Raw genomic sequence first — 13,820 nt, 5'->3', positions numbered from 1 at the left:
TTCGTGGACTTCGTCGCGCAGATCGAGACCCAGGCTTCGTTGATGCGTTCGGCCGCCGTGAAAGCGGGTCCGGACGCCCCGGTATCCACGTGTCCTGAGTGGACGGTGCGGAAACTGGTGCGGCACATGGCCGAAGTCCACACCTGGGCGGCGCAGGCCGTCGTCACCGATCCCGAGGCGGGCCGGCCGGAGTGGCCCAAGGCCCCGCGGGACTGGGACGAGGCGCTCGCCTGGTGGGAGAAGGGAACCTCCCTGCTCCTCGAACGGTTGCGCGCCACGCCGCCTGACACTCCGGCGTGGACTTTCCAGGGCCCCTCGCAGGCGGGGTTCTGGGCACGCAGGCAGGCGCACGAGACGTCGATCCACCGCCTGGACGCGGAACTCGCGACAGGTCACGAGCTGCCGTCGCTGGTCTTCGACCCGGAGTTCGCCGCGGACGGCATCGACGAGATGCTCACGATCATGATGCCCCGCCAGCTGGTGCTGGGCCGGGTGATCGAGGCGACCGGCCGGGTCCTCGTGCACGCCGCCGACGCGGGCCGCACGTGGGAGGTGTGGCTCGCGCCCGGTGAGCCGCTGGTCGTGACAGGGGTGCTGGACTCGGCCGTCGACGCCGACGTCACCCTCGCGGGCACGGCCGACGCCGTCTACCGCGCGTTGTGGGGCCGTCCGAGCCACGCGATCGTGACCGGAGACGAGTCGCTGTTGGCGGGGCTGCCCAGGCCGTGAATACTTCTGCGGCGTGTCATCGCCTGAGCGTCGCTATGTGATCACCTTCGGCTGCCCGGACCGCACCGGCATCATCGCGAGGATCTCGTCGTTCCTCGCGGACAACGGCGGCTGGATCGTCGAGGCCGCGTACCACACCGACCCGGAGACGGGCTGGTTCTTCACGCGCCAGGAGGTCCGCGCGGACTCGCTGCCGTTCGGCGTGGACGAGCTGCGCACCCAGTTCGCCGAGGTGGCCGCGTCGCTCGGCGCGCAGTCGACGTGGACGGTGACCGACACGGGCTCCCGCAAGCGCGTGGTCATCCTGGTGTCGAAGGAAGGCCACTGCCTGTACGACCTGCTGGCCAGGGTCGCCACCGGTGAACTCGACGTCGAGGTGTCCGCCGTCATCGGCAACCACCCGGAACTCGGCGACATCACGCGCGCGCACGGCATCCCGTTCCACCACGTGCCGTTCCCTTCGAACGACCCCATGGGCAAGCAGGCGGCGTTCGCCCAGCTGCGCGAACTGGTCGAGAAGCACGACCCGCACGCCGTCGTGCTGGCCCGCTTCATGCAGATCCTGCCGCCGGAGATCTGCGCCGCCTGGACCGGCCGCACGATCAACATCCACCACAGCTTCCTGCCGTCGTTCATCGGCGCGCGCCCGTACCACCAGGCCCACCGCCGCGGCGTGAAGCTGGTCGGCGCGACGTGCCACTACGTCACGGCCGACCTGGACGCCGGGCCGATCATCGAGCAGGACGTGATGCGCGTGCACCACGGCGACTCGGTGGCGGACATGGTGCGCAAGGGGCGCGACATCGAGAAGGTCGTGCTGGCGCGCGGGTTGCGGTGGCACCTGGAAGACCGTGTGCTGGTGCACGGCAACCAAACGGTGATCTTCTAACACGCCGCGCCTGGGGGCACTGGTGACCGAGAACGAGAACAACCGCGGGTGGCAATGGCTGCTGCCCATCAGCCTGATCGCCGACATCTCGGCGATCGTGACGGTGCTGTCCGGTTCGGCGTCGACGGCGGCGTTGGTGATCGGCGTCGTCGCGTTGTTGATCGGCGCGGGCCTGGTGGTCGCGAGGATCGGCAAGCCGGTCGACAAGGTGGTCCTGCTGGCGGTCCTCGGCATCGTCGCCGGCACCGCGGCGGTCACGGTCGTCGCCACTCGTGCGGTGACGGACGTACCCGGTCAGGCTTCGGGAACGACCAACCCGGCCACCACAACAGGAACGGGCTCTTCGACCGCTCCGACGACGACCACGACCACGACACCTCCACCGTCCCAGGAAGCACCTGGGATCAAGCGGACGAGCAAGGACAGGCTGGTCCAGCTCACGAGCTGGTACGGGGTGGACCTCGACTCGACCGCCCTGGACTGGGGGGCGGTGAAGACGAACCAGTCCGACGAGCGGTACGACCTGTCCTATGACGGCTACACCCTCACGGCTCGCGAGGACCTGGCGCCGGCCAAGGCGGCCGCGACCCTCGACGACTGCGTCACCGCCGGGTACAAGCGGTCCGCGAGCGGCAAGGAACTCGCCCCTGACCAGACCTTCTGCGTGAAGACCAATGGCGGGACGTTCGCCCGTGTGCGGCTGGCCGAGGTGAAGGGCGGACTGCTCGCGCTGGACGTCCTGGTGTGGACGCCGAAGAGCTAGTGGCGCGTCTCGGAACGTCGGCGAGGTAATCCACACTCAGCAGGGCGCCTCGCGGCACCGCCCCCACGCCCCCGTACAACCAGTACGAGGACGTGGGGGCGGCACCACGATGCACCCGTCTGACCGCGAATTCCCCCGGCAACGTTCCGAGCCACACCACTAACACGAGCAGTTCGTCCGTCAGATCTTGTTGGCTGCCATTCCCACGGCCTCGATCATCCATCCCGCGTCCTCCGCCGACATGACGGCGGGCGGGGTGAAGCAGACCGTCCGGCCGCGGAAGTCCGCCAGCACACGCTGGCGCAGCAGTTCGCCGGTGAAGACGTCGGCGGCGTGCTGGTCCGGCAACTCCACGCCGAGCAGCAGCCCCGTGCCGGTCGCATGGGCCTTGCCGGCGACAACAGCGCGCAACCCGTACAGCAGCTCGTCACCCAGCAGCTTGGCGCGTTCCACCAGACCTTCGGAGGCCGTGACGCGCAAGCACGCGTTCACGGCGGCGGAGGCCAACGGTGACACGGCTTCCGAGCCGCGCAGCAACGGCACCTCGACCTCGGCCGTCGCGACCACGGCGGCGATCGGGAGCACACCGCCGGACAGGCCCTCGCCCACCAGCATGATGTCCGGCGTCACGCCGTCGAGGTCGACGCCCCACCACACGCCGAGGCGGCCGAGGCCGGAGCGCGTCTCGTCCACGACGAGCAGGGCGCCGGACTCGCGGCACACCTCGGCCACGGCGCTCAGGTAGCCGGTCGGCGGGAGTGAGGCACCGCGGACCGGTTCCACGAGCACGCACGCCGGTGGTCCGGAGGCCAGGGTGGCGCGCAACGAGTCGATGCCGCCGTACGGGACGTCACCGGTGGTCAGCACCCGCGGGCGGCCGTTCGCCTGTGCGAGGGCAACGGCGAACTGGGCGGCCTCGGAAGCCGAAGCGAAGGTGTGGACGTGGTCGAGCCCGTTGGGAGTGACCAGGTCGAGCATCAGGCGGTCCAGCAGGGACGGCCGGCGCACCTGGCCGACCACGGCCTGCACCACGGCCGGGTGGGCGTGGCCGAGAAGAGGGACTCCGTACCCACCGCAGTCGAGGTACTCGACGCGGTGGGGATCTACCACTCGTGCGCCTCGGGCGGCGCATCCTGTCAGCAGTTCGGTGGCCATTGCGGGGAACCTTTCCTGGGCAGCGCGGCCCGCGGCCGCTCGTCTTGCATGGCGAGCGGACCTCGGTTCCCACAAACTCATTCGGATTCCAGGCCACGTTGGTTCGCCCTGGGCATAGGCTTTTTCTCGTGCGGATCGAAATCACCGACCTCGACCAGCTGCGGGCAGCTCCTGACCTGCGCAAAGCCGTCATCATCGGGCTGGACCTCACTCGCGAGGACGTGCGGGTGCCGTTGGACGGCGCGCTGTTGCTCGGCTGCACCCTCAGCGAGAGCATGCAGCGCCGGGCGGAGGCCGCGGGAGCGTTGATCTTCCCGGTCATCCCCGACCTGCCCTACGAGGTGTACCGGTCGGCCCTGTACACGCCGAAGGAGCTGTTCGCGGGCTTCGACCCGGCCAATCCCAAGTCGTACGCCGACACCCCGGACGCCGAGATCTACCGGCACAGCAAGCAGCAGGGCCACCACCCCGACCCGTTGCACGCGCTGGCCGAACGCCTGCACGACCACTCGATCACCGAGGCTCTCGACGAGACGCTGACGGGCTCGCCGGTCGCGGTCATGGGCGGCCACGCGCTGGCCCGCGGCTCGGACGGCTACCGCAACGCCGTCGCGCTGGGCGCCTCGCTGGGCAAGGCGGGCTTCACCGTGCTGACCGGCGGCGGACCGGGCGCGATGGAGGCGGTGCCGCTGGGCGTCCGGCTCGGCGAGGTCGACCGGGACGTTCTCGACGCCCTCGCGCAGGCCCCGACGTTCGGCCACGACGACGAGTCGATCGGCCGGTGGCTCGCGGCGTTCCCCGAGATCCGCAGCTTCGACACCCCGCGCACGATCGGCATCCCGACCTGGTTCTACGGCCACGAGCCGCCCAACCCGGCCTGCGAGCTGCACGCGAAGTACTTCGCGAACTCGGTGCGCGAGGAGGGCCTGCTGACCGTCGCGACCGGCGGCATCGTCTACACGCCGGGCAAGGCGGGCACGGTCCAGGAGGTCTTCCAGGACTTCACGCAGAACTACTACGGCAGCGTCGGCCCGGCCGCGCCCATGATCTTCCTGGGCAAGGCCTTCTGGACCGACGAGATCCCGGCCGCGCCGCTGGTGATGAAACTCGCGGCGGGCCGGGAGGCCGAGCAGTGGATCCTCGTCACGGACGACGTGGACGAGGCCATCGAGCTACTGCAGAAGTACCAGTCCTAGCTCCGTGACGGCCTCGCGCCCTTCAGCAGGGCGCGAGGCGATCAGCTCCTACTGATAGCGGTAGACCGTGCCCGTGCACACGATGTCGCCACCGGCGCTGCGGTTCCAGGTGCAGGGGATGCCGTACAGCTCGCTGTCCTCGTAGTAGTTCTTGTTGCACTGGCCCCAGTTGCCGTTGCCGAGGCTGGTGATGCAGGTGCCGTTGCGGTACAGCGAGCCGTTTCGGTAGTTCTCCCAGTACACACCGGCCGACGACGCGTCACCGCTGTTCTGGTCCTGCACCCACCAGTGGTCGCCGCCCTTCTCGTAACAGATCTCGACGGCCGTATAGGAGTGGCACGTCAGCTGGGAGCGGGGCGGCAGCGTGCCAGCGACGGCGAACTCGATCCCGTCCGCCGCCGCACCGATCTCGGACACCGCCTGCATCGAGGTGACCTCCGCTGACGCGGAAGCGGGCATCATCGAGCCCATGACGGCCAGGAAGGCCATCGAGAAAGCAAGCACGAGCTTGCGCATGAAGATTCCTCCAGGTTTGCCGGGGTTCCCGCCTCGGAGGAGGCGGAAGTCGAGTGGCTCAGCCGATGTCGCTGAGCGGCACGGCGAAGATCGCTCGCCGGTCGATGAACGTGCTGCCGTCCTCGGTCCAGGCGTGCTCGGTGACCGTCCAGAGCTTTCCGGCGGTGATTCCCGGGCCGTGCTCGTGATAGAGGTCCTCGCCGCCGATGGCCCAGCTGTGGGTGTCCGTGGCGCTGTTCACGGCACCGGAGTGCATCCAGCTGTGGTTGCGGTTCGAGCTGCGACCGAGGTAGTAGCGGCCCTCCCAGGTCTGCACGCCTTGGAGGTTGCTGCGCGGCACGGTCACCACGTCCTGCGGCACGGCCTTGCCGTTGGTGAGCACGAGTTGCCGGGACGAGGCGTCCACGCGGTAGCGGACCACCCGGCCACCGTCGACGGCGGCGTCGGTGCTGCGGCCGTTGAGGTACTCGCCGACGACGAGCGTGTCCGGCGTGGTGCTGCGGTCCAGCGACAACGACGAGAAGCACAGCTGGGAAGCGCTCGGCACGCACTCCGTCCGCACGGACTGGCGGTACCAGCCGACCTGCGGCAGCACGTACTTGTAGTTGTAGGCGTAGTAGTTGCTGCCGCTCTTGCCGATGCTGTCCTGCGCGTCGGACACCTCCAGGAGGCGTTCGACGTCGAACACGCGCAGACCTCCGTCGGTGTCGGCCACGTAGAGGTAGTGGCCGAGCCAGGCGAGCCCGCCGGCGTGGATCGGCACCGCCTTGTAGTTCGCGTTCGACGTCGGTTCGACCAGCAGCACGTGCCGGTACTTGCGGTTCTTCATGTCGACGAACGACACGCGCACGCCCTTGTCCGGCGAGGAGTCGTCGTAGTGCCAGCTGACCAGCAGGATGCGGTTCTCGCCCCACAGGCCGTCGTCGTCCGCGTCGGAAGAGCCGGTGACGCCCTGCGGAATCCAGTAGTCGACCTTGCTGTCTCCCGGGTCCCAGCAGAACTTCTCGCTGCTGTGCAGGATCTGCCCGGACGTCAGCGGGTAGTCCGTCCGGCCGTAGTTCTCCGGAAGCGCCTGCTGCTGCGCGCTGTTGCAGGTGGCGATGTCCCGGTTCGCGTCACGCAGCAGGGCGGCGACCGACGTCGTGGTGCCGACCGCGGTCTGCAGCTGCGCCGCGGAGGACTCCAGACTCCAATCGGCCGTCAACGAGAACGCACCCGTTGGGCGGCTGTGGATTAGTTCGTCCGCCGCCTCTTGTGCCTGCACGGGCAACGCCGCGCTCAGCGCGCCCGTCAACGCCACTAGAAGTGCTGTGCGCCAGCGTCTGGTCATCATCGCTCCTGCTCAGCCCGAAGTCGTTGCGGCACCAGGTTTAGAGCGGGTTGAGTTGATCAGGCAGTGGCGCAGGCGCTTTTCAATCAACCCAGATCAACTGGAGTCCGAGTGGGTAGACGAGAGCGGCCGATCGATCCCGAGGAAGGCCCGGTCCAGCGGTTCGCGTGGGAGCTGCGGCAACTGAGAGAGAAGGCAGGCTCGCCGAACTACCGGACACTCGCCCTGCGCGCGCATTTCTCCGCCACGGCGCTGTCGCAGGCCGCCGCGGGAGAACAGCTGCCGTCGCTGGCGGTGGCGCTCGCGTACGTCCAGGCGTGCGAAGGCGATGTGGCCCAATGGGAGCAGCGCTGGCGGCAGGCTGCCACGGGCGAGCACGACTCGACGCCGTACCTCGGGCTCAGCGCGTTCGGGATCGAGGACGCGGACCGGTTCTTCGGACGGGACGACCTCGCCGCGGACATCACCGGCCGCATCCGGCGACAGCGCGTCGTCGGCGTGTTCGGGCCGTCCGGCTCTGGCAAGTCCTCGTTGATCCACGCAGGGGTGCTGCCGGCGCTGACCGACTGGACGGTCCTCACCGCGACACCGACGACCTGGCGCGGCGGCCAGGCCGATCTCGTGGTGGTCGACCAGTTCGAGGAGTTGTTCACCCACTTCGACAGCGCGGTCGACCGGGAGGCGTTCGTCGAGTCGCTGTTCGACGGCGACAATCGGGTGCTGCTCGCCGTGCGGGCCGACTTCCTCGGTCACTGCGCCACGGTGCCCGCCCTGGTGGACGCGTTGCGCGATGCCCAGGTGCTGGTCGGGCCGATGACCGACGACGAACTGCGGGCCGCCGTCGAACTACCGGCCGTGCGTGCCGGGCTGAAGGTGCAGCCGGACGTGCTCGCGGCCGTGATGGCCGACGTGCGCGGGCAGCCGGGCGCGCTGCCGTTGCTGTCGCACGCGCTGCTGGAGACGTGGCGAAGACGCGAGCGCGGCCGGCTGACCCTCCACGGTTATCGGGCGAGTGGCGGGGTCACCGGCGCCGTCGCCGCCACGGCCGAGAGCACCTACGCCGAGCTGTCCGTGCGCGGACAAGCCGTCGCACGCGCGGTGCTGCTCAGGCTCGTGCAGACCCACGACGACGTGAACGACCTGCGCCGCCGGGCCCCGCTCGACGAGGTGATGGCGGCGGGCCGGCCGACCGACACCGCGCACGTCGTGAACGTCCTCGCGAACGCACGGCTGATCGTCGTCGCGGACGGCGTTGTGGAACTCGCGCACGAAGCACTCGTACGCGCGTGGCCCCGATTACGGCAGTGGATCGACGACGACCGGGAGGCGTTGCGGCTGCACCGCGACTTCACCACCGCCGCCACGGCGTGGCAGTCGGCCGGGCGCGATCCCGGCGAGCTCTACCGGGGCGCGCGGCTCGCCGCGATGCGCGAGCTGGCAGGCCGGATCGAGTGGCCGATGTCGTCCAACGACCTGGAACGCGAGTTCCTGCAGGCGGCGGTGGACGAGGAGAGTGCCTCCAGGCAGGCGGCGGACCGGCAGTCCCGCCGGTTGCGCACGCTGGTGAAGTCACTGGCCGTGCTGACCGTGGCATGCCTGGTGGTGACGTCCGTGGCCGTCGTGCAGGGCAACGCCGCGCTGCGAGAACAGCAGATCGCCGAGTCACGCCAGATCGCGGTGCAGGCACAGGACCTCAGCGCGTCGTGGCCGGACGCGGCCGCGCAACTCGCCGTGGACGCCTACCGCACGTCGGCGACCGCGGAAGCGCGCGGGGCGTTGCTCAGCACCGCGGCCTACAAGCCCGCACGGACGGTGTTGAAGGATCATCGCGGCCCGGTTCGCGCGGTCGCGTTCAGCGCGGACAGCTCGTTGTTCGCCACTGCGGGCGATGACCACTCGGTGCTGCTGCGGTCGCCCTCGTCCGATGCCGCACCAGCGATTTTGACGCAGCACAACGGCGCCGTGCGTGCTCTCGCGTTCATGCCGGGCGGCACGACCCTGGTGTCCGCGGGTGACGACCGGCGAATCATCTTGTGGGACACCAGAACGCACCTGCCGTTGCGGACCCTCTCTCTCGACGCCGAGGTACGAGCCCTTGTGCTCTCAGCGGACGGAACGACCGCCGCAGTCGCGACAGCCGACGGCCTGATCTCCTCGTGGCGCACGGATGACTGGACGCGGACGGGCACGGTCCTGCACGAACTGGGCGAGGTCCACGCGTTGGCGTTGAACGGATCCGTGCTTGCCGCAGGTGGTGAGAAGGGCACGTTGGTGGTGGAGAACGGCGTCGCGCGCACGTTCACCGATCACGTCGCAGCCGTCCGCACGGTCGCGTTGAGCCCCGACGGCCGTGTGCTCGCGTCCGGCGGAGACGACTACCAGGTGGTGCTGCGGGTGCTGGCGACCGGCAAGACATCCGGGCTGCGCAGGCACGTCGGCGGTGTGCACTCGGTGCAGTTCGACGCGACCGGCACCAAGGTCGTGTCCACCAGCGACGACGGCAGCATCCGCTGGTGGACGGTGCCCGACGGCGGGTGGCTGACCGGGTTGATCACCCGCACGCATCCGTTCTACGTGGCGGCGCTCAGCCCGGACGGCAACTGGTTCGCGGCGGGCGGCGACGAGAGCGTGAGCCTCTGGAGCCTGCCGCTGCCCCCTCTGACCGGGCACACGAGTCCGCCGGACGGCATCGCCCTCTCCCCGGACGGTGCGGTGCTGGCCACCGGCGGGCGCGACCGGATGGTCCTGCTGTGGAACCGCGAGGGCAGGCAGATCGGACGCATCGACGTCCCCGCGCACGTGACGGCGCTGGCGTTCCGGACCGCGACCGAGATCGTGGTCGCCGACGTGCGCGGAGTGTTGTCGTCGTGGCAGACCGACGGCAGCGTCCTGCGCACCTGGCAGGGCCATCGTGGCTCGATCAAGAGCCTCGTCGTGTCGGGCGATCGGGCGGTGACCGGCGGTGCCGACGCCGCGGTCGTCGTGCAGGACCTGAACTCCGCCGAACCAGGCCGCGCGCTGCCCACCGGTCACTCGGGGCCGGTCAACACCGTGGCGTTGCTCGGCGACCTCGTGGTCTCGGGCGGAGCCGACGGCCGGGTGCTGCGGTGGTCCGGCGACCAGGTCGAAGTCGTCCGGGAGACCGGCCCCGCGGTGAAGTCGATCGCCGCCGTACCCGGTTCGGGCCTGCTGGTGGTGGGCGACGCGGGCGGGGAGGTCGCCTTGTGGGATCGCAGCGGCAAGTCGCGCACACTCGTCACCGGCCGGGGCGCCATCGGAGCGGTCACCGCCAGCCAGGACGGCACGACCGTGGCGGCGGCCGCGAACGACAGCCTGATCACGCTGTGGCAGGTCACCGACGGCGCGCAGGTCGCGACGCTGACCGGCCACACCGGTCCGGTCAACGCCGTGCTGTTCGACGCGGGCGGCGACCTCACGTCGTCCGGCCCCGACCCGCGGGTGATCAGGTGGAACCTCGACCCGGACCAGGTGATCACCCGGCTGTGCGCCTCTGGTTGCTAGCGCGCCAGGTCAGGCAGCACCTCGGCCCCGGTGAGCTTCATCAGCACGTCACCGGGGATGAGGATCTTGCTGCCCCGGATGCCGCTGCCCACGATCAGTTCGGGGGCGGCGGCCACCTCGGGCGACACGAGGATCGGCCAGTCCGCGGGCACGCCGACGGGCGTGATGCCGCCGTACTCCATGCCGGTCAACGCCACGGCCTCGTCCATCGGCGCGAACGACGCCTTGCGCGCGTCGAGCCGCTTGCGGATGACGCCGTTCACGTCCGCTCGCATGGTCGCCAGCACCATGCAGGCCGCATAACGGACGACGTCGCCGCGCTTGCCCGCGACGACCACGCAGTTCGCCGACGCTTCGAGCGGCGAGCCGTAGTGCGCGCAGAACTCGGCGGTGTCGGCGAGGGTCGGGTCGATCTCCGCCACGGCGACACGGTCAGCGCCGTCCAGGGTCTTCAGGGCGGCCGCGACGGGTTCGGGCACCAGGTCGAGGCGGGAGAGCACAGGTACGGGTTCGAGAGACCCGGCGATGGTCCACACGCTGCCCATCCTGCCAGCGAGTTCGCGCTGGTCGTCGTCTGCGGAGCAGCAGCCGACAAACACTGTTTGACTTTGACGCTGCGTCAACCTCTACCTTCGATTTCAGAGCGCGAAGGAGGAACCGAAATGGCCTGGTCGATCGCCCAGGTGGCCCGGATGTCGAAGGTGACGTCCAGGACGCTGCGGCACTACGACTCGATCGGGCTGCTGCCGCCGGCCTGGATCGGCGACAACGGTTACCGCTACTACGAGAAGGAACAGGTGCACCGCCTGCAGCAGATCCTGCTGCTGCGCGACCTGGGTCTGGGCCTCGACGTGGTGGCGAAGGTGCTGGACGGCACGGACCAGCTGACGGTCCTGCGCAACCACCACCGGTGGCTGCGGGACGAGCAGCAACGCCTGGACCGGCTCGCCCACACCGTCGCGCGCACGATCGAAGAACTGGAAGGAGGGGACGAAGTGAAGATGGAAGAGCTGTTCGACGGCTTCGACGCGAAGAAGCAGGAACGGCACGAGGCCGAGCTCGTCGAACGCTACGGCGAAGGTGCCCGTGAGCACATCGCCGAGAGCCGCAAGAAGATGAAGGGCTGGACGCGTGCCGATGCGGACCAGTTCATGGCCGAGTGGCGGGACATCGCGCAGAAGCTCGGTGCCCTGTACACGGCGGGCACGGCGATCGACGCTCCGGAAACGCAGGAGCAGATCGACCGCCACTACCGCTGGATCTGCCTGAGCTGGACGCCTGACCGGGAGTCCTACCGGGGCCTCGGCGACCTCTACGTCGACTCGGACGAGTTCCGGGTCAACTTCGAGGTCGACGGCGGCGGCAACATGGCCGAGTGGACCCGTGACGCCATGGCGCACTACGCCGAGACGCGCCTCTAGAAACGATGCGGGAGCTGCAGATCCCGCATCAGCCCAGGTCGAAAGCCTTCAGTGCTTCCCGGTTGAACGCCGGCAGGTCGTCGGGATTGCGGGACGTCACGAGCGTCCACCCGTTCATGTCGCACACCCGAACCTCTTCGTCGGCCCAGTCGCCGCCCGCGTTGCGGATGTCGGTCTGCAGGCTCGGGAACGAGGTCAGCATCTTGCCGCGCACCACGTTCGCCTCGACCAGCAGCCACGGACCGTGACAGATCGACGCGATGGGCTTGCCCGCGGCGACCATCGCGTGAATCAGCTCGACGGCGTCGTTGTCCATGCGCAGGAAGTCGCTGTTGGCCACACCGCCAGGGATCACCGCGCCGTCGTAGTCGTCCGCGGACGCGTCGGCGAAGGTCGTGTCGACGGGGAACGAGTCGGCGGGCGTGAGGTGGTTGAACCCGCGGACCTCACCGAGCTTCGGCGCGAGCAGGCGCGGCACTCCGCCCGCCTTCTCGACGTGCGCCCACGGATCGGTGAGCTCGATCTGCTCGATGCCCTCTTCTGCCACCAGGAACGCGATCTTCTTCTGTTCAGCCATGCACTTCGGCTACCCGGCGAAGAAGGAGACCAACCGGTGCCGGATCTCGGCGCGGTGGGTGATCATCGGCGAGGGCGAGTCGATCAGCCACAGCTCACCGTCGGGGAACGCGGCCGCCGTCGCCTTGGCCACGTCTTCGGGATGCAAAGGATCGCCCACAGCCCCGATGACCAGCACCGGAGTGGACACGGCTGCCAGAGCGGAAGCGTCGGGCACGGCCACCTGACCCGGCAACTGCTCGGCGGCGGCCTCCAGGCGCTTGAGCGCGGCCCGCCGCTCGGCGACGTAGATGGGCGGCCCGACCGTCAGATCCGACAGCTGTTGCAACGTGATCGGCTGCCGAGGCTGGTCGAGCACCGCGGGCAGCAGCAGAGCCACCCGCTGAAAACGATCGGGTTCGAGGGACATCAGCCGTACCAGGGCACCGGCGCCCAGTGAGACACCGACGGCGTGGTCGGCGGGAACGGTGCCCAGATCGGCCGCGATCCGGCCGTAGTCCCAGTACCCGTCAGGTGCGTCCGGGGCGTCGCCGTGGGACGGCAGCGTCACCACGACGCGGGTGCCGGGCAGCCCGGAGGCGGGGATGCGCGCCTCGCCGGGCGTGGCGCCGAGCCCGTGCGCGACCAGCGTCACCGGTGAGCCGGAGCCGTACGAGTGGGTGATCACCAACGAGGGCCGCGCTGGACCTCGATCAGCTTCGGGCGCACGTCCACCATGTACACGAGCACCGCGATGAGCCCGGCCAGCCAGAAGATCGACCCGACCCCACCGGGCCCGAACAGCAGCAACGCCGCCGTTCCACCGCCGGTGATACCCATCCAGGCGGGCTTGGTCATGCGCTCGATCGCGGTGTACGCGTCGGGGCGCTGACTCAGTGCGTGGAAGAACGCGAACAGGCCGAAGATGCTGAACCCCAGGTCGGCGAAGAAGTACACGATGCCGTCGAGGTTCCAGATGCTGAAGATCGGCACGTAGAACACGCACCCAGACTACGTGGACGTACGACGGGAGGGGAGCAGCCCTGTCGGACTGCTCCCCTCCCGGAGAAATTCACAGACTCACTTGGCGGTGTTCGGGGTGGTCTTCTTCGCCGCGGTGGTCGTGGTGGTGCGGGTCGTCGTCGCCGGCTTGCGCGGCGCCGTGCGGTTCGCGGTCTTGCGGGCGGTGCTGCGCACCTCGTGCGCGGCCTCGCCACCGGCCTCGACGATCTCCTCGGCCAGCTTCTCGGCGGCGTCCTCGACCTCGATGGCGACCTTCTCGCCGACCGAACGGGTGCGGCGGGTGACCTTGCCGAGGACGTCGTCCGCGATGACGCGGGCGTCGGCGGCAGCGGACTCGGCGCGCTTCTGCGCGGCCTCGACGGCGTGCTCGACCTGCTCGACGGCCTGCTTGACCTGCGGCTGGGCCTTGATCTGCTCCAGCGTCTGCTCGCCCTGGTCGGCGAGGTAGGTGTACAGGTTCACCGCGGAGGCGGTGTAGGCGTCGACGAGCTTCTTGAGCTCGGCCGGCTGCAGCTTGTCGCGCAGGTCCTTGAGCTCGTTCGGGATGTCGACGGCCTGGGTGCGGGCCTCGTCGGCGCGGTCCTTGGCCTTGTTCAGGGCCTCGACGACGGCCTTCGCGGCGAGGTCACCGGCGCCGAGAGCGGCGAGCAGTGCCTGGCGAGCGGCGTGCGCGCCCTGCTCGGCGGCCTTGCGAACGTCTTCCTGGGTGAGCTTCGGCATG

14 protein-coding genes are annotated in these 13,820 nt (G+C 69.6%); 6 read left to right on the top strand and 8 right to left on the bottom strand.

Annotated features, from left to right (window positions below; genetic code table 11):
- Positions 1-3: 3 nt before the first annotated feature.
- Genes ACIRG5_RS14630 through ACIRG5_RS14620 form a run of 3 tightly spaced genes read left to right on the top strand, consistent with a single transcriptional unit; the run spans position 4 to position 2,381 of the window.
- Positions 4-729 (top strand): maleylpyruvate isomerase family mycothiol-dependent enzyme, encoded by a 726-nt coding sequence (locus tag ACIRG5_RS14630; protein ID WP_402904782.1) that lies wholly within the window; start codon positions 4-6, stop codon positions 727-729.
- A gap of 37 nt (positions 730-766) precedes the next feature.
- Entirely contained in the window at positions 767-1,618 is an 852-nt protein-coding gene (purU, locus tag ACIRG5_RS14625) for a formyltetrahydrofolate deformylase (protein WP_402904780.1), read from the top strand.
- A gap of 22 nt (positions 1,619-1,640) precedes the next feature.
- On the top strand, positions 1,641-2,381 hold the full coding sequence (locus ACIRG5_RS14620) for a hypothetical protein (RefSeq protein ID WP_402904778.1): 741 nt from the start codon (positions 1,641-1,643) through the stop codon (positions 2,379-2,381).
- Positions 2,382-2,561: 180 nt separating this feature from the next.
- Here ACIRG5_RS14620 and ACIRG5_RS14615 read toward each other — a convergent pair whose 3' ends face one another.
- Complete coding sequence (locus tag ACIRG5_RS14615) at positions 2,562-3,536, bottom strand: aminotransferase class III-fold pyridoxal phosphate-dependent enzyme (RefSeq protein WP_402904777.1); 975 nt, start codon at positions 3,534-3,536, stop codon at positions 2,562-2,564.
- A gap of 128 nt (positions 3,537-3,664) precedes the next feature.
- On the opposite strand from ACIRG5_RS14615, the gene ACIRG5_RS14610 reads away from it, so the two are divergent.
- Positions 3,665-4,732, top strand: coding sequence for an LOG family protein (locus ACIRG5_RS14610; protein ID WP_402904775.1), 1,068 nt, complete (start codon positions 3,665-3,667; stop codon positions 4,730-4,732).
- Between the two features lie 48 nt (positions 4,733-4,780).
- Here the strand turns inward: ACIRG5_RS14610 and ACIRG5_RS14605 are convergent, their stop codons facing one another.
- Both ACIRG5_RS14605 and ACIRG5_RS14600 read right to left on the bottom strand, forming a co-directional pair.
- Complete coding sequence (locus tag ACIRG5_RS14605; protein WP_402904773.1) at positions 4,781-5,248, bottom strand: hypothetical protein; 468 nt, start codon at positions 5,246-5,248, stop codon at positions 4,781-4,783.
- Between the two features lie 58 nt (positions 5,249-5,306).
- Positions 5,307-6,578 (bottom strand): hypothetical protein, encoded by a 1,272-nt coding sequence (locus tag ACIRG5_RS14600; protein ID WP_402904771.1) that lies wholly within the window; start codon positions 6,576-6,578, stop codon positions 5,307-5,309.
- 111 nt (positions 6,579-6,689) lie between these two features.
- On the opposite strand from ACIRG5_RS14600, the gene ACIRG5_RS14595 reads away from it, so the two are divergent.
- On the top strand, positions 6,690-10,100 hold the full coding sequence (locus tag ACIRG5_RS14595) for a hypothetical protein (RefSeq protein ID WP_402904769.1): 3,411 nt from the start codon (positions 6,690-6,692) through the stop codon (positions 10,098-10,100).
- Here the strand turns inward: ACIRG5_RS14595 and ACIRG5_RS14590 are convergent.
- The gene (locus ACIRG5_RS14590; protein WP_402904767.1) at positions 10,097-10,645 is read right to left on the bottom strand and encodes a YbaK/EbsC family protein; all 549 of its coding nucleotides are present in this window, start codon (positions 10,643-10,645) and stop codon (positions 10,097-10,099) included. The genes ACIRG5_RS14595 and ACIRG5_RS14590 overlap by 4 nt on opposite strands.
- Positions 10,646-10,762: 117 nt before the next feature.
- Between ACIRG5_RS14590 and ACIRG5_RS14585 the strand changes: the two genes are divergently transcribed.
- Entirely contained in the window at positions 10,763-11,521 is a 759-nt protein-coding gene (locus tag ACIRG5_RS14585; RefSeq protein ID WP_402904765.1) for a MerR family transcriptional regulator, read from the top strand.
- Positions 11,522-11,549: 28 nt separating this feature from the next.
- Here ACIRG5_RS14585 and ACIRG5_RS14580 read toward each other — a convergent pair whose 3' ends face one another.
- From ACIRG5_RS14580 to ACIRG5_RS14565, 4 genes are all read right to left on the bottom strand, one after another.
- Positions 11,550-12,098, bottom strand: a complete 549-nt coding sequence (locus ACIRG5_RS14580) for a type 1 glutamine amidotransferase domain-containing protein (protein ID WP_402904763.1) — start codon at positions 12,096-12,098, stop codon at positions 11,550-11,552.
- Between the two features lie 9 nt (positions 12,099-12,107).
- Positions 12,108-12,764, bottom strand: coding sequence for an alpha/beta fold hydrolase (locus tag ACIRG5_RS14575; protein WP_402904762.1), 657 nt, complete (start codon positions 12,762-12,764; stop codon positions 12,108-12,110).
- Positions 12,761-13,054 (bottom strand): DUF2516 family protein, encoded by a 294-nt coding sequence (locus tag ACIRG5_RS14570; RefSeq protein WP_093605924.1) that lies wholly within the window; start codon positions 13,052-13,054, stop codon positions 12,761-12,763. The genes ACIRG5_RS14575 and ACIRG5_RS14570 overlap by 4 nt, the downstream gene beginning before the upstream one ends.
- Before the next feature lie 102 nt (positions 13,055-13,156).
- On the bottom strand, positions 13,157-13,819 hold the full coding sequence (locus ACIRG5_RS14565) for a hypothetical protein (RefSeq protein ID WP_402904760.1): 663 nt from the start codon (positions 13,817-13,819) through the stop codon (positions 13,157-13,159).
- Position 13,820: the final 1 nt, after the last annotated feature.

It is taken from the genome of Lentzea sp. NPDC102401, assembly GCF_044765805.1.
Classification (GTDB): Bacteria; Actinomycetota; Actinomycetes; order Mycobacteriales; family Pseudonocardiaceae; genus Lentzea; species Lentzea sokolovensis.
The sequence above is the reverse complement of the archived record's forward strand: the minus strand, read 5'-3'. Positions and strand labels throughout refer to the sequence as shown.

Coding starts and splice junctions, on each gene's coding strand:
- ACIRG5_RS14615 (WP_402904777.1), bottom strand. CDS start 3,536: ATGGCCACCGAACTGCTGACAGGATGCGCCGCCCGAGGCGCACGAGTG.
- ACIRG5_RS14605 (WP_402904773.1), bottom strand. CDS start 5,248: ATGCGCAAGCTCGTGCTTGCTTTCTCGATGGCCTTCCTGGCCGTCATG.
- ACIRG5_RS14600 (WP_402904771.1), bottom strand. CDS start 6,578: ATGACCAGACGCTGGCGCACAGCACTTCTAGTGGCGTTGACGGGCGCG.
- ACIRG5_RS14590 (WP_402904767.1), bottom strand. CDS start 10,645: ATGGGCAGCGTGTGGACCATCGCCGGGTCTCTCGAACCCGTACCTGTG.
- ACIRG5_RS14585 (WP_402904765.1), top strand. CDS start 10,763: ATGGCCTGGTCGATCGCCCAGGTGGCCCGGATGTCGAAGGTGACGTCC.
- ACIRG5_RS14580 (WP_402904763.1), bottom strand. CDS start 12,098: ATGGCTGAACAGAAGAAGATCGCGTTCCTGGTGGCAGAAGAGGGCATC.
- ACIRG5_RS14565 (WP_402904760.1), bottom strand. CDS start 13,819: ATGCCGAAGCTCACCCAGGAAGACGTTCGCAAGGCCGCCGAGCAGGGC.